Source organism: Poriferisphaera sp. WC338 (assembly GCF_050931845.1).
Classification (GTDB): domain Bacteria; phylum Planctomycetota; class Phycisphaerae; order Phycisphaerales; family Phycisphaeraceae; genus Poriferisphaera.
Genome location: NZ_CP194516.1, coordinates 1,654,919 through 1,672,911 on the forward strand (window position 1 = coordinate 1,654,919; position 17,993 = coordinate 1,672,911).

Genomic DNA, 17,993 nt, shown 5'->3' on the forward strand with positions numbered 1-17,993 from the left:
GCAATTCGTTTAAGATAATGATCTTTGAATCAACTTTAGCAACGCCATTGGGAGCCGATGGATGAATAAAATGAAAACGCATTTCGCAATGTTCTTGGCAGTCATGACGATGTTGATTGGTGCACGTGTATTGCAGGCTGAAGAACTGCGAGTCGCAGTATACAACGTTGAAAATATGTTTGACGTGTTCGATGATCCGTACATGGAAGATGAAGGCACCGACGTGAAATCGCGCGAGGAGATTGTACAGCTCGCCAAAGCGATTCGTTTCCTGGATGCGGATGTTGTTGGGTTTGCAGAAGTCGAGAATGAGCACGTCCTTCGTGCGATGGTGCAAGAGTTTCTACCAGATATGGGATACGATTACATCGCTTGTCCGATGACCAACAGCGGCCGCGGTATTTCGCTTGGTCTGATCAGCCGCAAGCCCATCGTGAAAGCGACCAGTTACCGTTGGCAAACTTTCACCCTACCCGGTGCAAAGCGGACGTGGAAGTTTGCGCGTGACTTAACCCACATTACCGTTCAAGCAACCAAAGAGAAGGTTATGGACGTGTTTGTCGTTCACTTCAAGAGTAAGCGAGACAGTGCCGGCGATAAGCAATCCGCGAACTGGCGTTTGGCTGAAGCAACTCAGGCGAGAAAGATTATCAATCAAATTTACGATAACGATCCTGACGCATGGGTCGTCATGACCGGTGACCTCAACGACACGCCCGAATCACCGGTCTTGAAGACACTCACCCAAGATGGTGGACTCGTTGATATGCATACTCATCTTCCAGAGGAGCAGCGTATTACCTACTTGAACCTTCCGCACCGCAGTCGAATCGACTACATTCTTGCTAGTCCCGCTCTTGCAAAGAAGGCCGACAAAGATTCAGCCGTCATTGTGCATGATAAAGAAATAATTGCCGGATCTGATCACGCTCCATTAGCCGTGACATTTGATCTGGACTGATTGAATTTCATTTGTATACAATATGGCCAAGGGACGCACTTGAGCGCCTCTTTTTTTGTGCATGCATCGTATGAATGCGATAAAATGCATGTTCATTTCAGTGGGATTGTTTGATGGTGGTGCGCTCGCAGTACATGAGGCGAACGTTCATGGAAATACGGTTAACAGTTAGCTTGTGCATACTTGCATCCCTTATGTGTGGTTGCGGTACATCTTTATACACGACAAAACAGTCGCCTTCCCCAACGAAAGTGAATGCTGAGATGAGCCAAATACAAAACAATCTCCGTAAAGATTTGTCATGGGACCAAGGTGCTATTGTGCGTGGCCCACGACATAAAAAACAGATCTCACTCGTCTTCACTGGTGGCCATTTCGCCGAAGGTTTTGAACATATCCTTGGTGTACTTGCAGACGAGGACATCCGTGGCTCATTCTTTTTCACTGGCGACTTCTTGAATATTAAAGCCTACGAGCCAATGGTGAAACGTGCTATTGTAGAAGGGCATTATGTTGGGCCGCATTCTTACGCCCATCTACTCTACTGCCCGTGGGAAGACCGCAATCAAACCTTGATTGATCAAGCGGCGTTCAATAATGATCTTGACAAGAATATCGATCAGCTTGTAGTGATGGGTATGCCGCGTGATACAATCAAGTATTGGATCCCGCCCTACGAATACTACAACCAGCAGATCGCCGATTGGTCCGATGCATACGGTCTGCAACTTATCAATATTACCCACGGCACACTCTCACACACTGACTATACCGGTGAGAATGACAAAAACTTCCGTAGCTCCGACACGATCTACAACAGCATTATGACCTATGCGGATACCAAAGAAAATGGCTTGAATGGTTTCATGCTTTTGGTCCATGTAGGCGCTGGCGACGGTCGATCGGACAAGTTCTTCCCTCGGCTCAAATCGCTCATTAATGATCTGCGAGCGCGCGGTTACACCTTCATCTCACTCGCTGAGCTTTTGGAAGATTGATTTCTAGTTACATGATTAAATCTCGCAAGCCGCTTTACAGGTTTGGTTAATCTTGCAAAAAAGGATTGGTTGCTTTTTCGTGGCCGATGGTTGTTGAAGGCCCATGGCCGGGGTATATCGTCGTATTATCTGGCAGGGTAAAGAGCTGTGTCTTGATCGAATTGAATAGCGCCTGCCCGTCTGAGGTCGGAAAATCATATCGCCCGATCGAATTGGCGAAAAGCGTATCTCCCGAGATGACAAATTCATTTTCTGGTTGATACAAACAGATACCACCGGGAGAGTGGCCGGGTGTGTGGCGGATCTCAAATGTCATGCCTGCCAAGGAAAGCGTATCGCCATGCGTGACAAAATGATCTGCTTCCGGGGCAACGGCAGGCATGCCAAGCGCAGCAGACAGATTCAGCGTCGTATCTGTGAGGAAATCTTTCTCACTTTCATGGACATAGATCGGTATATTCGGGAATGCTTCGCGTATCTTATGGATGCCTTCAATATGGTCATGATGTGCATGGGTTAGGATCAACTTCTCCGGCACGAGCCCGTTTTCTTGCACGCATGCGATCAACGCGTTCGGTTCGAATCCCGCATCAACAATCCAGCATGATTTGTCAGCCGCCTCAAGCACGAAGCAGTTGGTTTGAAACGTGCCGAGAGAAAACGTGTGTATTTGAATAGTCTTGGTATTTTCCATGTGATTGCTCCGATGCTGTCATGGCATCTATCAAGTGATTAGATTCCGTACTCCTGCCACCGCTGAGTGACTTTTTCCTTAATGTCCTCGGCCATCTTCAAAACATTCGGCCAATCCCGCACAGGGTTTCCTCCTACTTCCTCACCTTTGATCTTGCGTGTCGCATCAAATCCGATCTTGTGCCCTGCTCCCAATCGTGGTGCGGCATGATCCAAAATATCCAGCGGACCATTCACGATTTCAACATCTCTCCCCGGATCAACATTCGCGCACAGATGGAACATTACTTCTTCATGATTGTGGACATCCACATCTTCATCCACGATGACGAGCATTTTCGTCCATGCCATCTGCCCCGCGCCCCAGATAGCATGCATGAGTCGCCGTGCTTGTAGCGGATACTCTTTCTTGATTTTCAAAAACGCACAGTTATGAAACGCACCAAACATTGGCAAATCATAATCAATCACGTCTGGTACGATTGTTTTCAAGAGGGGTAAGAAAATTCGCTCCGTCGCTTTGCCGAGATAATAATCTTCCTGCGGCGGTAGTCCCACCACAGTCGTCGGATAAATGGGATTGGTCCGGTGTGTCACGCACTCTGCTTCAAAAATCGGATAACGATCCGGCAGCGAATAGAAGCCGGTATGATCACCAAACGGTCCTTCAAAAACAGCGCCCTCCCCAAGCTCCGGTGTTTCGCGCGGATCAAAACCAATCTCTCCCGCATCCGTACTCACATATCCTTCGATCACCATTTCCGCATTGGCTGGCACGTGCAAATCAATCGTCTTGCAACGCACCAGTGGGATCGAGCCATTGTTCAAAAATCCCGCAAAAAGAAGCTCCGAAATGCCCGGTGGCAACGGCGCTGTTGCTGCGTAAGGAAGCACCGACTCGCCCCCAAACACAATCGCACATGGCATAGGCTTGCCAATTTTCTTCCACGCCCGCCAGTGCCGCGCACCATCATGATGAATATGCCAATGCATCGCGGTGCGCTTGCCATCAATCAATTGTGCGCGGTACATGCCGATATTCCGTGACGGCCGTGGCATGTTCTCCGCCTTGCTCGCATCATCCGGGTGAATCGTATAGATCCCTGCGAACGTGATGTACCGCCCTTCTCCTTCAGCCGTGCCTGCCTCCTGCGGTGACATGGGATAGCCGCATTTGCGCGGGTCGCCATCGTCCGGCCAACACTTGATTACCGGCAACGACAACAAATCAATCTCGTCACCCTGCTTCACCACTTCCTGGCAGATGCCCTTCTTCGTCACCTTCGGCGCAAAGGAAGCAATCTTCGCCAGCTCCAATCCCTTCTTCATCTTTTCCATGATGCCCGCCGGCGGCTCGGGTTTGACGAGCTGCTCAACCTTCGCAGCCAATCCTTCCAAGCCAATATCCGCACAACCTAACGCCAACTCCAATCGACGATACGATCCAAACGCATTGATGAGTAGTGGCATCGACGACCCGGTTACGTTCTCAAACAGCAATCCTTTGCCACCCAGATTGGCGTGAAGCGGATCAAAGGTTTTGGCATGGATGCTCGTCTTCGCTGCTGGTGACTTGCTCACTCGATCTGCAATCTCTGTCACCTCAAGCATTGGCGAAACTTCTGCGCTGATGCGCGCCAGTTCACCTTCAGATTCGAGGGCTGCAACAAAATCCTGTAACGTCCGGTAGCTCATAGGGCGTGTTCCTGTGTTCTTTTCATCCCATGTGATCGCGGTTTAAGCGACGGTTAGAGTGTTTTGCCAAGCTCGACCGATCGCTTACGGCAAGCCGCCATCCCCGCGCCAATCACATCCGTTAATCCCCCTGCATCCATGCTGTTGATGGCGGCTTCAGTGGTTCCCTTTGGGCTGGTTACTTTCTGTCGCAATTCCGCCGCGCTGTCATTCGATTCACTTAGCAACTGAGATGCGCCAAGTAAGGTCTGGGCGACCAGTTCATCGCTCATTGGCCCAAGCCCGAGTTTCTCCGCCGCCTTCTGCATCGCTTCAGCAACAAAGAACACATACGCCGGTCCCGAGCCTGAGACCGCAGTGATGTCGTGCAATTGATCTTCGGTGACGCGTACCGCTTTGTTATTTGCCGCTGAAAAAAGCTGCATCGCAAACTGATCGTCTTCAGCACCCGCACCGGCGCCCGTTGCAATCCCCGCCATGCCGCGCCCCACCATGATCGGTGTGTTTGGCATCACCCGCACCACTTTGACCTGTGGACCGCCCGCCTGCTTGATGCAATCCGCAATCTTCTCGGAACCGATCCCTGCCATGATCGAAATCACGATCTGGTTTTTATGGAACCGCTCTGCAATGGCCGGCAATGCTTCCGCCATGCTTTGCGGCTTAAACGCCAAAATTACCTGCTCGGCTTTCTCAGCAACATCACCCGATTCAGGAGTCGTCTTCGTGCCCATGGCTTCAAAGATGGCCAAGCGGTCCGCGCTAAGGTCGGCTGCAAGAATATCATGCGAATCGACCACGCCGGATTCAATCGCCGACTGAGCAATCGCTTCCGCCATGTTTCCTGCGCCAATAAAACCCAATGTGTATTTGTATCTGCTCATCGGAGCATCTCCTGACTCTGTACTAACAATTAAATGGTTAGTCGCACCGCTTATCCGCAAGCCAGCGGTCACGTGCTGCCATGCTTTCGTTTAGCGACGCTAGTACACCATCGCAATCATCTGCTTCCAGCTTCGTCATCAGCAATTCGAGATTGCCTTTGAAGGCGGCCAAGGATTGCAAAAGTGCGTCTTTGTTAGCATGCATAATATCCACTCGCATCGGCGGATTACTGCTGGCCAATCGCGTTGTGTCACAAAAACCCGTCGAAGCCACATCCCATCCCCCGAGTTGGTTGGCGGTTTGCACCAGCATCGCTGCTGCCGCGTGCGGCAGGTGTGACACGGTGGCTGTTTTAAGATCATGTTCCTCGGCCGACATTTCCAGCACATGCATGCCGAGTGCCTGCCAAAGATCCTTCACCCGCCCTACCGCATCGCCATCGTTTTCCGGCTCCCGTGTCACTATGCACGGCTTGCCTTTAAACAATTCCGCATCACCCGCTTCCGGTCCTTGTTTCTCACTGCCTGCCATCGGGTGCGAGCCGACAAAACGCGACACATTGCCTAGGTTCGCTCGAGCATCACGCAGCACCGACGCTTTGGTCGAGCCGACATCGGTCACGATCATGTCTGCCGTGAGGTGCGGACGAATGAGATCAAAGGTATAGGCAAAACCGCTGAGCGGGACCGCGACGATGATCAGGTCCGTGCCAGCGATTGCGTCGCCGATCTTGTTATAGGCCATATCGATCGCACCGATCTGGGCAGCCTTCTGGGCGGTCTGCAGATTCCGTGAGACGCCTGTGACGTGTTTGACCACGCCAGCCGCTTTGGCCGCCAACCCAACGCTAGCCCCCAACAGCCCCGTGCCCACGATTGTGATTTGGTTGATTTGAGTCATAGCAATATTGTCCATATCCCACGTTCCCCTGTAGAATATCACGTTTACGTCACGCGGGCGCGCTTGTGGAAGCCCTGCGGACTTGGCAAGGATGCCCTGTTAACCATGCGGAGAAACGCGCTTATGACCCAGTTGGATGCCTATTCAGGTACGCATGAGCTTGATTTTGAACGGCCGCTATTGGCCCTTGAACGCCAGATTGCTGATCTGGAAGCCCGGAATGATCCAGATCAATCCGCGGTGGGGATTGATCCCAATGTTGATCTTGGTGTCGAGATTGCCGAGTTGCGCCAATCTCACGCTACCATGATGAAAAAAATTTACGGTAACCTTTCGCCGGTTAATATCGTCAAGGTTGCCCGTCATCCGGGTCGGCCTCAGACGGTCGATTATATCGGCGCATTCGTCAAGGATTTTTGTGAATTACACGGTGATCGGCATTATGCCGACGATCGCGCGATCATCTGTGGCTTTGGACGCATTGGTAAAAACAAATGTCTCGTCATCGGTCATAACAAAGGCAAAGACACCGCAGAAAAAATCGCGTGCAACTTTGGTTGCGCTCACCCCGAAGGCTACCGCAAAGCGCTACGCGCGATGAAGCTCGCTGAGAAGTTTGGCTTGCCGGTCGTAACACTGGTGGACACGCCCGGTGCGTACCCCGGCATCGGCGCTGAAGAGCGCGGTCAAGCCGAAGCGATCGCGGTGAACCTGCGAGAAATGTCGCGGCTTAAAACACCTATTATTTCAGTGGTCATTGGTGAAGGTGGGTCCGGCGGCGCGCTCGGTATTGGTGTTGGTGACCGCATCGCAATGATGCAGTACGCATGGTACTCGGTCATCAGCCCGGAAGGATGTGCTTCAATCCTATGGAAAACTGCAAATCCGGATACCAATGCGCAGGCAGCAGAGGTGCTTAAGCTGACAGCGGCAAACAATCTGGAGCTTGGAATTGTGGACGATATGATCCCGGAACCAATGGGCGGCGCGCACCGAAATCCGATGGCTTCAGCGGCGCAGGTAGAAAAGTATATTATTCAAGCCATCCGTGACTTGAACCGTTTTAAGCCCAACAACCTGCTGAATAAGCGGTATCAGCGGTTGCGGAAGATTGGACGTACTGCGTAAGCGGGGCGCGATATTTTGTTCTGTGAAATTAGGGTTTATATGCGGCGATGATTATCGGAGCCACAGATCACGGATATCATCATTCGACTTTTAGAAACGTGCTTTTTACTAAAATTACACGTTTTTTTATTGGTTTAAAGACCAAATCGTCGATAATAAATATCAGACCCGTGACCTGTTCACTTTACAACAGACTCGCCCAGATTTTGGCTTTATCTGAAATACCGGAGCAGAGTGTCACGGGCTTTTTTTATAGCTGTATTTTATGCGGTAATGAAACGTCTAACTGGTAGTTAGACGTTTTTTGTAGGTTGTATGGAGAGTGTATTTGTTTGGAGTTGAGGCATAAAACAAGACGCCGATGAATTTCTTCATCTGCGCCTTGTCAGTGGGTCTGGATTGTTTGTTGGGTGTTGTGTTTACCCAATCATTATTAATCTAAATGATTAGCCGCATGGGCATAGAGCCTGGGCAGCTTGAACGAGCCGAGCTGTTTTCAAGCCATCTCCAAAGGTGGCGAGATTACTTTGTGTTTCGGGGTGATTGATCTTTTCGATGAATGCTTTCATCTGTCCGCCAAAGCGGCCTTTAAGCCCGTCAACAGTGATGGATTCTTCGCCTTCTACACCAGCGGTTTGCTTGACGATCGTATTGGCGATGCAGTAGTCATAAGAGAAGCTTGCTTTCTCGCAGATCAGCTTGACCTGAAAGCGCATGGCTTCATTCCAGCCGCTGCCGATCATACCTGCAGCGACGCCGTTCTTGGCTTTGAGCAGGACGGAGACATTGGTTTCACCGCGACCTTCCCAGCCGTGGTAGAGAACGGCTCCGACAAGCTCGGCTTCGCCCACAAAGTGCTGGAACATGTCCAAGCTGTGTGAGGCGGTGTCAATCAAGGAGCCGCCGCCGCTGATGGCAGGGTCACTCATCCAGTGATCCTGCATCTGAGGCATTGGGCAGGCAAAAGTGTTTTCAACGCGGACAAGCTTGCCGTAGTCGCCAGTGTCGATGAGTTTTTTGATCTCGACGATGGCGGGCTCAAAACGGTGGCAGTATGCGGTGGCGCAGATAAGATTGGGGTACTCGCCTGCGAGGTCAACGAGCGTTTCGGCTTCCTCGATGTTGGTGGCGATAGGCTTTTCCATCAGAACGTGCTTGCCAGCTTCAAGGGCGGCTTTGACGTATTCGATGCGGGCTGAGGGGGGCGTGCAGATGACGACGGCGTCGAAGGTTGAGCCTAAATCGGAAAGCGCGGCGGTCAATGAATCAAAGGCTTTGGCTCCGGTTTGCTTGGCGAGCTTGCTGGAGGCTTCGGGGCTGATGTCGACGATAGCAGTGATTGTAGCGAGATCGCTATTGGCCTCGACGGCGCTGATGTGGGCTTGGGCAATTCCACCTGCCCCTATAAGACATAGGCCTTTGTGTTTCATAGTTTCTATATCATAGCGTTTTTTATATTTTGTAAACCCCTTGTGACGCGATTTCACTTAAAAAAAATACTGAGAATATAAATTATTAACTAAAAATGCTTTATGTAGGTATAAATTCTATAGAGTGTGCTGCTGAGATGTTGATATGTCGCGATAGTTGGGTGGTGGAAGTATAAGAGTGGGCGTGTTGTTCAATTGATCCTGAAATTGTTTCTACTCTTATACTACTCTATTCTCTTGGTATCGCGATTAGCGAAGAAGACAGTGTGCTTGGGAGAAGGGCATAAAAAAAGCAGCCTCACATATTGTGAGGCTGCTGGTAAGTATATTTGGTTAGCCGTACTACGGCTGTTTTGAAGATTATTTGAGGATCTGCGAGACGGCGTCGGCGGTAGGCAACGAGAGAGCACCGTGTGCTCGTGCTGCTGCAACGGCGAGATCGCCATCACTTTCAGCAACCAGACGCATGACCTTCTCAACCTGTGCAGGCTTGAGTTTATTGCCGTGGTAGGTTGCTGATACAGAGAGACTTGAAAGCAGGGAGAGCTGTTCTTCGCTGGTAGCGGAGAGAGCAGCGTCTGCGATAGCCTGCTGTGCCGCAGCAGAGTTAAGCAGTGCGAGGACTCGGGCTGCTTCTTCGACGAGTTCAACACGTGGGTCACCAAGCGCCTCGATGAGGGCGGGTTGAGCATCTGCGGTGTTGTAGACTTCTTTGCTGCCGAGTGCGAGGTCGTAAAGGATTGCCAAGGCATCGAGTGCGTTATCCGTGGCTTCTTCTTCGGTAATCTCACCGCCTTCATAGGCTGCACCAGCGGCTTCGACGGCTGCACGCAGGTCATCTGCGGCAGTGCTATCAGAAGTGACGTAAGCACGGGCATTATTTGCAGCCCATTCGCTGATCTGGACTTGATTGCCAGCGGCAGCTTGGATGAGTACAGGTACGGCACCGAGCTTGTAGTTGTTGAGTGTGTCGTTGTAGAGCGAAACCGCGTCGGCGGGGCTGACGTTAGTGAGCATGAGATCGACGCCTGCTGCGGCGTTGAGTTCTGCTTGGACATCAGCGAGTGAGAATCCACCGAAAGCGTCGTAGCCGAGTTCTTCGAGAGCGGCAACGAGTTCGTTAAGCGTATCCTGATTCTTGGCGATGACTACGGCGCTGCGGACGTCGCCTTGACGGATGGCTTCAGCGAGGACGGGGACGATACGGAAGGAACCAGGGAAGGCAAAGTCCGGCCGAGCATTTGCGAGGGTGGTTGCGGCGGCAAAGCGGACACGGCGATCAGGGAAGGAGACGGCGTCGAGCAGTGGCTGTATGGCCGAGCCGCGGTTGACGAGTGCGTCTGTGCCAGCGGTATCTGCAAGGATCTGAATTGCATCGAGTGCGAGTGCTGAGTCGCGGTCAGCTAATGCGCTAGCGAGGACGTCTTGCACACGGTCTGGGCCGGCGAGCATAGCGTAGTATTCGGCGCCCTTCATGCTGGTGGGGTAGCTCGGATCATCGGCCCCGACGGGGAGCTTGTTCTCACGACGGAAGTTGGCGCTGAGATAGAGGCTCAGGGCGGCGTCGAGATTTTCGTTGAGTTCAAGTGAACGCTTGGCGTTTCGCATGGCGAGGACGTCGGCGTAGATTTCACCGGGAACGTTCATGGGGAGCAGGCCGAGCTTATCGGTGTACTTCCAGAGAACGCCGGTATTGTTGGATGCATCGTAGCCAGCAATGGCTGAGTTGTCGTCGGCACTGTCATAGCATTCCTGGCCGAGCATAAGGTAGAGCGTCGCGGCATCGGTGCTTGGTGAGATGTCCGCTTCGTCTGCGAGGCGGACGAACGCGAGCTGAACAACTTCGCGTGCTTTTGGATCTGTGTCCGCACTTTCAAGGACTTCCTTGAGTTGTGGGAGTGATTGTGGGTAGCCGATGAAATGGAGGACCTGCGCGACTTGGATTTGTTGCACGGGTTCAAGGCTGGGCATGGCAGTGGCGAGTGGTGCGACCATAGGCTTGCCGATGGCCTTCATGGCGTCGATGACGTAGGCATGAAGATTGGCTTGGCTATCATCACGGAGTGTTTCGAGCAGTTGCGGTGCGGCAAACTGTCCGGCCGAAGTGAGACGGGCTACAGCGTTGCGGTTGGGGCGTTGGCCTTCACCGAGCATCTGAATGTCCTTGGCGATACGATCGTTGTCACGGCTGACTTCAATCTTCGCGGCTTGGATGCGCTGCTCAATCTTACGTGCAATGTCACGGGTCTTGGCGACCTTTGATGCACGGATGATGGTGAGATCGAATCCGTCTGCGTAATCGCTGTTTTCAACGATCTTGAGAAGCTGTGCGTTGTCAACACTCTTGAGGAGTGTTTCGCCAGCGGCTTCAGCGAGATCGGGATGAGCGATCAGGACGTAGTGGTTAAAATCAGCCCAGAGAGCCTTAGGGTCTTGCTGGTCTTGTGCTGATACCGAAGTGATCTGACCGCCGATGAGATTAAGCGATAGAATCGACGCGCCGAGCATCAAAGCGAAGGGTCGCTGCATGGGTGAACTCCATTTTTCTATAACGTCGGTAATGTACGCAATCTACCGGCGGTTATGAAAATCGTCAAGTATTCACGGACACGTTTGTGCGTTTATATTTTGCGTTAAGGGGTGATGGCGGTCGGTGGCGTGCCTCATGTGCCAAGTGCGACCGCTGGCGGTCCCGGGTGGCGGGCGCGTCGGGCGACAAAATAGACTATTCTTTCGTGGGCCTGTGGGTGGCTGCGGGCACAACAAAACACGGTTTCATCGCCTGAGAGAGCAGATATCGCCTGAATATGATTGAAACGACGCTCATCATCATTGTGCTGATTGGATTAGTGCTGGTTAACTCGCTTGGCGTGGTGATGGTGGTGTTTCAGCTGCCGGGGAATTGGCTGATGCTGGCGGCAACAGCAGCGGTAGCAATTTGGAAGTGGAATGATGCAACATTAGGCCATATCAGCATTTGGGCACTGGTCATTATGTTGGTTTTGGCGGTGATTGGTGAGGTTTTGGAGTTTGCTGCTGGGATGGTGGGGGCGCAAAAAGCGGGAGCCTCCAAGCGCGGGACCGCATTGGCACTGGTGATGGGGATTGTTGGGGCGATTGTGGGGACGTTTTTGATCCCGATTCCGATAGTGGGAACATTGGTGGGAGCTGCATTGGGTTCTGGGATCGGCGCATTTGGTGGTGATTTATGGGCGGGCAAGACGATTGGGCTTGCGTTTCAGGGAGGGAAAGGCGCAGCGATTGGGCGGCTATTGGGTTCGGTAGCGAAAGTAGTGATTTCGGTGATCATGTGGGTAGTGGCATTGATCGCGATCTTGATACATTAAATCGGTGACGTGACTTAACCGTTGCGTGTACAATCACTTTCCCTTTTGCAAGGGTTTACGCGGTTCGGCATAATCGCGGCAGAGTTTGATCGGATTTTTCGTTTCACGTCGCTAAGGATTGGCGGCGCATTACACACAAGAAGTGGATCCAGATGCTCAAGTTTCAAGTCTTTGAAGGATCAGAACCGGCGGGGAGTTGGCCGCTGCGCAACGCTTATTTGGTGGGGTCGGACGGAAATGCGATCCGATGTGACATTTTGTTTGAGCCGGGCTTGATTTGCTGTGAGAAGCGTGAGTCGGGAGCGGCTGCGTTGGCGTTACAGCACAAGGTGGGAGATCTGGGTGAGCTAACAATTCAGACGTGCTTGTTGCCGGAGCGGGACGAGCCGTATTTATTGACGCTTGAGTTGGCGCGGCATCGACTAATGACGCTATACAACAAGCTCGAAGACTGGGCGATGTTTGATCTTGCGGATGATCATGTAGTAACACGTCGGACGGCGGCGGCGCGAGATAAATTTCTTGAAGCGATCAGTATTCAGCATGAAGATCCTGCAACGGCCGACAAGCTTGCATTTGAGGCGCTGACGACAGCGTTGGATGGGACGGAAGAATTAGCGCTGGCGCATTCGGAATTGCTCTTGAATAAAAGGGTGAGTACATCATCGATACCGCAGACGCCGATTGCGTGTTCGATCAACTACGACAAAGCACATGATCGATTGCGTGGGGGTGTGCAGAAGCATTTTGATTTGTTGCATGTACCGACGCCGTGGAAAGTGATTGCGCCGGAGGAAAACGAGTTTAATTGGGGGCCGATGGATGTGTGGACCGAATGGGCGAATGTGAACCGGATGCCAGTGATGGCGGGGCCGCTGATATCGTTTGAGCCGTCGAATTTGCCGGATTGGATTTACATTTGGGAGCATGATTATGACACGATCCGTGATCTAGTTTATGAGCATGTTGAACGTGTGGTGGTGCGGTATCGTGATTCGATCAAGGTGTGGAATGTGCTGTCGGGGTTGCATGTGAATTCGCACTTCACGTTTAACTTTGAACAGCTGATGGATCTCACGCGGATGACCACGATGCTGGTGAAGAAAGCGCAGCCGAACACGAAAGTGATCGTTGAGATTAGTCAGCCGTTCGGGGAGTATTTTGCGACGAATCAGCGATCGATCCCGACATTGATGTATGCAGATTTACTGGTGCAGTCTGGGATTCAATTTGATTTGTTGGGGATTCGATTGCCGATGGGTCAGGCATTGCCGGGACAGTACACGCGGGATTTGATGCAGATTAGCAACATGTTGGATACGTTCAGCCATTTTGGGAAGCCGATTGCGCTGACGTGCAGTGTGCCGAGCGAGCCTGTCACGCAGATGATGATTGCAGCTCCGGATTCAGGCGAGCCGTTGGATCCGTCAAGTGGATATTGGCGGCGGCCATGGTCGCCGACCGTGCAATCGCATTGGCTGGAGGCTGTGTATCAGATCGCGCTATCGAAGCCGTATATTGAAACGATTGTATGGGATGCGTTGGTTGATAATCCTGAGATCGCCCTGCCCTTGTCGGGTTTGATTGATGAGGAGCTTCAGCCGAAGGCAGCAATGCAGCGGTTGATCGGGTTCCGCAAGCAGCTTAAATCTGCTGGTGAGCATATTGATTCACCGTCTGTATCAACGAAGCATCTTGAGTAGTTGAAAAATTTTTACCTGTAGATTGATGTGTGGGTTTTAATCAAATATTTAGAGGGTCCATGAACAAAGCTGATCAAAAATCGGCGGGTTTAGTTGTGTTTGTGTTGCTAGTTGTGGCGGCAGGGTTTTTGGTTTATATGTCGGTTGGTCAGGTGGGATTGGATGATGAGGGAGTGGGAATTGATCTGGGGTATCGGTTGAATGTGAATACGGCGAGTGCGGCGGAATTGCAGGTTTTGCCGGGGATTGGTCCGACTATTGCGGAGAATATTGTGTCGTATCGAGAGGCGCATGGGGCGTTTGAATCGTTTGAGCAGTTAGATGATGTTTCTCGGATTGGCGCGAAGACACGGGCAAAGTTTCAGCCTTACATCAAGCTGGGGGAGAATGATACGCCATGAAAAAACTCTGGCGTATGCCAGAGTTTTTGCGGCACATACCTGTAAGCCGAATTCTGTACCCTTGCGGGTGGCAACCATTTCTCTAGGCCTGTTGTTACCAACAGGCTCAAGCAACCTACCCGTCCCATCATCCGGACCAGATGCGAGCTTGCGCTCGGGGACTGCTTGGTCTTGCACGCGGTGGGGCTTGCCCTGCCTGATGTGTCACCACACCAGCGGTGCGCTCTTACCGCACCTTTTCACCCTTACCTCTTGCGAGGCGGTTCGTTTTCTGTGGCGCTATCCCGCGCAGCACCGTCGCCAATGCTGCGGATGGACGTTATCCATCACCGTGTCCTGCCGTGTTCGGACTTTCCTCGTGGCATCGAAATGACACGCGGCCGCCCGGTATGTGCTGCATCGTTCATGATAGAGGGTTTGGTGGGCCTTATCCACAAACGGTTTTTGGGATCTAGGGCATGACAACAGCAGGATCTTGCGGTTATCATCGTGAGCAGTATGAGCGCGACAGGCACATCTAAACCGGGGTTGATTCTTTGGACAGAGCCGCACCGAGCCGCGATCGCAAAGCGCGTGATTGAGATGCTTGATCCTGCGCCACAGCTGCTCGCTGTGGGCGGTCCGCGTGGATCGAGCGTACCGGAGTTGGCGAAGGCGTTGGATGTGCCGTTTGATGATGATTTGCGGAAACTCTTGGTGGATTACAATGCGGCGTATCTGCTTGCGGCGACATCACAGCCAATCCCTGCAGAGGATGTATTGACAGCAGTGGCGCAGGACGTGACGGTGCTTTCGTTGGAGCCGTTTGCGGGACAGCTTGATGAATGGGTTTCGCTTGAGTCGCAGGTGTTGGGTGTGATTGAAAATCCTGCACCGAATGCGGTAGGGACGCGGCTGGTGCGTATGCCGATATTTACGCAGTCGCCAGGCTTTCTAGCGGCGACGGACCCGTTTGAATTGCTTGGCGATCAACGTGTGATCGGCTTTGAATCATCGGGTGTGCATGAATCGGCGTCATTGTTTGCGCGATTGTATGATGCGTGGGCAACGGTGTTGCGTTTTATTGATGTGCCGGAAACGATTGATGCGTCGCTTGTGGGACCGCTTGCAGAATTGCCGGAGCAGTTACCGTTTATCACGGGGATCATGTCGGCGCATGCGAGGCTGAGTGATCAGGCATCGGTGATTATTCAGGTGTCGGACCGGTCAGGCTGCAACCATCGAATGCTGCATGTGATCGGCGCGGAGGCGGAACTGCGTGTGACCAACACAGGGTATGATCTACGACATCCGGCGGGAGATGTGATCGACCATGCGGATGATTCGGGTGAGGTGATTGAGGATGCGGGGCTGATTGCACATCAGTGGGAGCGGCTGCTCCAGCAGGATGCGGATGGGGCTGCGGGCGGTGGTGTGGTGATGAGCCCAAGTCAGGCGGATATTTTGGCGTGTTGTTTGACGTGTTTGCTTAGTGCACGGACGGGGCAGCCAGAGTCGCCACGGCGAGTGATTGAAATGGGCTAGGCGGTATGTGGGCTGCGGTGAGTGGGGAATTTTGCAAAAATCACAGATTTGGTGACGAATTCATCCCCAAATGGGGTTGGCCGAGTTGACAGCCGTAAACTGAGTATTAAACTCACGTTGCTTTCATTGGACCGACTGTGACAAGCGAGAGAGCTTTCGAGAGGAGGCTTTGGATCGTGAGGCGCAGACAGAGGCGGGCCTGCCACCATCCGGCAAGTGGGCCAGCAAGAGTTCAGGGAAGAGCCGGACGCACCTCTTCAAGCTGTTCATCCTGAACAGTCGCCAAGAGGCCGTCCAAAAATGGAATTACGGCAGATTGGCCCATAGTGTAACGGTAGCACCCAAGTTTTTGGTACTTGTAGTCAAGGTTCGAATCCTTGTGGGCCAGTTTTCTTTTTTGCAAAAGAAGTGCTGACTTCATGGTGATGTCTCGTGTTGATGAGAAACGACGCGAGATGTAATTCTTGATGATGGCAGGATCATGAACGTTCTCACGCGACCAACCAGGGAGGCTGGGAGATGGCAGAAGAGGTAACGGCAAACATGAGTATCAACGAACAGCGACCTGCTCCAGCGGCAATCATTTTGGCGGCAGGTAAAGGCACGCGTATGGGTGGTGACTTGCCGAAGGTGCTGCATAAGGTTGCCGACAAGCCGATGGTGTATTGGGTGGTGAAGGCTTGTAAAGAAGCGGGCGTTGAGAAGTGCGTAATTGTGATCGGTTACAAGGGCGAGCTGGTTAAAGATGCACTTGCGGGTGAGCAAGGTGTTGAGTTTGTGGAGCAAACTGAGCAGCTCGGAACGGGGCATGCGGCACAGATGGCGCAGCCAGCATTCGAGAACCATCCTGCGACGGATGTGTTTGTATTAGCAGGTGATGGCCCGCTGATTCGTGCGAAGACGCTGGCGCGTTTGCTTGAAGTGCATCGCAGACGGCGTGCTGCTTCGACGATGGCGACGGCAGTGATTGATGATCCTTCGGGTTATGGCCGGGTGGTTCGAAATGAGGCGGGTGAGTTTGATGCGATCGTTGAGCAGAAGGATGCGACGCCTGCACAGCTTGAGATCAATGAAGTGAATCCAAGCTATTATTGCTTTGCGAGTGATGCACTTTTTGGTGGCTTATCAGAAGTGGATAATAAAAATCAACAGGGGGAGTATTATTTGACCGACGTACCGGGCCTGCTGAAGCAGCAAGGTCAGACTGTGGCGGTCGTGGATGCGGTGCCGGCTGAGGATATCCTCAGCATCAATACGCCGCAGCAGCTTGGTGTTGTGGATGGGATTTTGCGTGAGCGTATTAATCAACCCACCGCTTAATGGAGGTGCTGCCGGATGAGTCGAAATAACATGGATCAGATGAAGCTGTTTTGTGGTCGTGCAAGTCGAACGCTTGGCGATAGTATTTGTGCGCATCTTGATATTCCGATGGGTCAGGGACATACGGAGTTGTTTCCGGACGGCGAAGTGTTCGTGAAGATTGAAGAGGATGTGCGCGGTCGTGACTGCTTCGTGCTTCAGTCGACGCACCACCCGGTGAACGCACACCTAATGGAATTGTTGATTTATATCGACTGTCTGAAGCGCGCGAGTGCGAAGCGGATTACGGCTGTGATCCCGTACTTTGGTTACGCTCGGCAGGACCGGAAAGATGAAGGGCGTGTGCCGATCACAGCGAAACTAGTTGCGAATCTGTTGACAACAGCGGGCGCGGATCGCGTGATGGCGATGGATCTACATGCAGAGCAGATTCAGGGATTCTTTGACATGCCGGTGGATCATCTACATGCGGCTCCTGTGATCGTGGATTATTTGAAAGAACAGAAAAACGTGCAGGAAGGGCTGGTGGTAGTCAGTCCGGACGTTGGCAATGTGAAGATGGCCAATGCCTATGCGAACTGGCTGGGCGGTGATCTGGCGATCATCGACAAGCGTCGCAAATCGGGATCAGAAGTCGTGTCGAATAACATCATCGGCGAGGTAGAAGGGAAGACCGCGCTGATGGTGGACGACATGATCTCCACAGCAGGAACAATGTGCGAAGCAGCGCGGTTGCTCAAAGAACGTGGTGCGAAGGACATCATTGCAGCCTGTACACACCCGGTATTAGTGGGGCTGGCGATGGAGCGTTTGGCGGAAGCGCCAATCAGCAAAATTATTGTGAGTGATTCAATTCCGTGCGGGCCGCGGTGTACGCCGATTCAAGACAAGATTGTTGAATTGTCCACGGCAGAGCTTCTGGGTGAAGCGATTTTACGTGTACACAACAATGAGTCCGTGTCGAGTTTGTTCCGCAAGCATAGCGGCGGAAAGCGATAAGTTTTAAAT

General features: G+C 52.3%; 15 protein-coding genes, 1 tRNA gene and 1 other RNA gene. 10 read left to right on the top strand and 7 right to left on the bottom strand.

Going from position 1 to position 17,993, the window contains the following annotated elements:
• Positions 1-61: 61 nt before the first annotated feature.
• The gene (locus ACQ6WK_RS06780) at positions 62-961 is read left to right on the top strand and encodes an endonuclease/exonuclease/phosphatase family protein (RefSeq protein ID WP_432799985.1); all 900 of its coding nucleotides are present in this window, start codon (positions 62-64) and stop codon (positions 959-961) included.
• A 263-nt stretch (positions 962-1,224) separates the two neighbouring features.
• Positions 1,225-1,959 carry a polysaccharide deacetylase family protein gene (locus ACQ6WK_RS06785; protein ID WP_432799986.1) on the top strand — a complete coding sequence of 245 codons (735 nt, stop codon included), beginning with the start codon at positions 1,225-1,227 and terminating at the stop codon, positions 1,957-1,959.
• A 46-nt stretch (positions 1,960-2,005) separates the two neighbouring features.
• Here ACQ6WK_RS06785 and ACQ6WK_RS06790 read toward each other — a convergent pair whose 3' ends face one another.
• The 4 genes from ACQ6WK_RS06790 to ACQ6WK_RS06805 are packed head-to-tail and all read right to left on the bottom strand — an operon-like array spanning position 2,006 to position 6,147.
• A complete protein-coding gene (locus ACQ6WK_RS06790; protein ID WP_432799987.1) occupies positions 2,006-2,653 on the bottom strand; it encodes an MBL fold metallo-hydrolase in 648 nt (215 codons plus the stop codon).
• A gap of 38 nt (positions 2,654-2,691) precedes the next feature.
• Positions 2,692-4,347, bottom strand: a complete 1,656-nt coding sequence (locus tag ACQ6WK_RS06795) for a UbiD family decarboxylase (protein WP_432799988.1) — start codon at positions 4,345-4,347, stop codon at positions 2,692-2,694.
• Between the two features lie 53 nt (positions 4,348-4,400).
• Positions 4,401-5,231 (bottom strand): pyrroline-5-carboxylate reductase, encoded by an 831-nt coding sequence (proC, locus tag ACQ6WK_RS06800; protein ID WP_432799989.1) that lies wholly within the window; start codon positions 5,229-5,231, stop codon positions 4,401-4,403.
• Between the two features lie 37 nt (positions 5,232-5,268).
• Complete coding sequence (locus ACQ6WK_RS06805; RefSeq protein ID WP_432799990.1) at positions 5,269-6,147, bottom strand: prephenate dehydrogenase; 879 nt, start codon at positions 6,145-6,147, stop codon at positions 5,269-5,271.
• A gap of 108 nt (positions 6,148-6,255) precedes the next feature.
• Here ACQ6WK_RS06805 and ACQ6WK_RS06810 point away from each other — a divergent pair, with 108 nt between their 5' ends.
• The gene (locus tag ACQ6WK_RS06810; protein WP_432799991.1) at positions 6,256-7,260 is read left to right on the top strand and encodes an acetyl-CoA carboxylase carboxyltransferase subunit alpha; all 1,005 of its coding nucleotides are present in this window, start codon (positions 6,256-6,258) and stop codon (positions 7,258-7,260) included.
• A gap of 446 nt (positions 7,261-7,706) precedes the next feature.
• Here ACQ6WK_RS06810 and ACQ6WK_RS06815 read toward each other — a convergent pair whose 3' ends face one another.
• Both ACQ6WK_RS06815 and ACQ6WK_RS06820 read right to left on the bottom strand, forming a co-directional pair.
• Positions 7,707-8,690, bottom strand: a complete 984-nt coding sequence (locus ACQ6WK_RS06815; protein WP_432799992.1) for a Gfo/Idh/MocA family protein — start codon at positions 8,688-8,690, stop codon at positions 7,707-7,709.
• Between the two features lie 360 nt (positions 8,691-9,050).
• Positions 9,051-11,219, bottom strand: coding sequence for a HEAT repeat domain-containing protein (locus tag ACQ6WK_RS06820; protein ID WP_432799993.1), 2,169 nt, complete (start codon positions 11,217-11,219; stop codon positions 9,051-9,053).
• 278 nt (positions 11,220-11,497) lie between these two features.
• Between ACQ6WK_RS06820 and ACQ6WK_RS06825 the strand changes: the two genes are divergently transcribed.
• The 3 genes from ACQ6WK_RS06825 (at position 11,498) to ACQ6WK_RS06835 (ending at position 14,141) form a co-directional block, all read left to right on the top strand.
• Positions 11,498-12,037: a DUF456 family protein gene (locus tag ACQ6WK_RS06825; protein WP_432799994.1), complete on the top strand. Its 540-nt coding sequence runs from the start codon at positions 11,498-11,500 to the stop codon at positions 12,035-12,037.
• A gap of 152 nt (positions 12,038-12,189) precedes the next feature.
• On the top strand, positions 12,190-13,740 hold the full coding sequence (locus tag ACQ6WK_RS06830; RefSeq protein WP_432799995.1) for an endo-1,4-beta-xylanase: 1,551 nt from the start codon (positions 12,190-12,192) through the stop codon (positions 13,738-13,740).
• A gap of 59 nt (positions 13,741-13,799) precedes the next feature.
• Positions 13,800-14,141: a ComEA family DNA-binding protein gene (locus tag ACQ6WK_RS06835; protein WP_432799996.1), complete on the top strand. Its 342-nt coding sequence runs from the start codon at positions 13,800-13,802 to the stop codon at positions 14,139-14,141.
• Positions 14,142-14,167: 26 nt separating this feature from the next.
• Here the strand turns inward: ACQ6WK_RS06835 and rnpB are convergent.
• An RNA gene (rnpB, locus tag ACQ6WK_RS06840) (RNase P RNA component class A) lies at positions 14,168-14,537 on the bottom strand.
• 93 nt (positions 14,538-14,630) lie between these two features.
• Here rnpB and ACQ6WK_RS06845 point away from each other — a divergent pair.
• The 4 genes from ACQ6WK_RS06845 to ACQ6WK_RS06860 all read left to right on the top strand — a co-directional run bounded on the left by ACQ6WK_RS06845 (position 14,631) and on the right by ACQ6WK_RS06860 (position 17,984).
• Positions 14,631-15,665 carry a hypothetical protein gene (locus ACQ6WK_RS06845; protein WP_432799997.1) on the top strand — a complete coding sequence of 345 codons (1,035 nt, stop codon included), beginning with the start codon at positions 14,631-14,633 and terminating at the stop codon, positions 15,663-15,665.
• A gap of 317 nt (positions 15,666-15,982) precedes the next feature.
• Positions 15,983-16,053, top strand: a tRNA-Gln gene (locus ACQ6WK_RS06850).
• A 131-nt stretch (positions 16,054-16,184) separates the two neighbouring features.
• Positions 16,185-16,985 (top strand): NTP transferase domain-containing protein, encoded by an 801-nt coding sequence (locus ACQ6WK_RS06855; RefSeq protein ID WP_432799998.1) that lies wholly within the window; start codon positions 16,185-16,187, stop codon positions 16,983-16,985.
• A gap of 30 nt (positions 16,986-17,015) precedes the next feature.
• Positions 17,016-17,984, top strand: a complete 969-nt coding sequence (locus ACQ6WK_RS06860; protein WP_432800383.1) for a ribose-phosphate diphosphokinase — start codon at positions 17,016-17,018, stop codon at positions 17,982-17,984.
• The last annotated feature ends 9 nt before the right edge of the window (positions 17,985-17,993 follow it).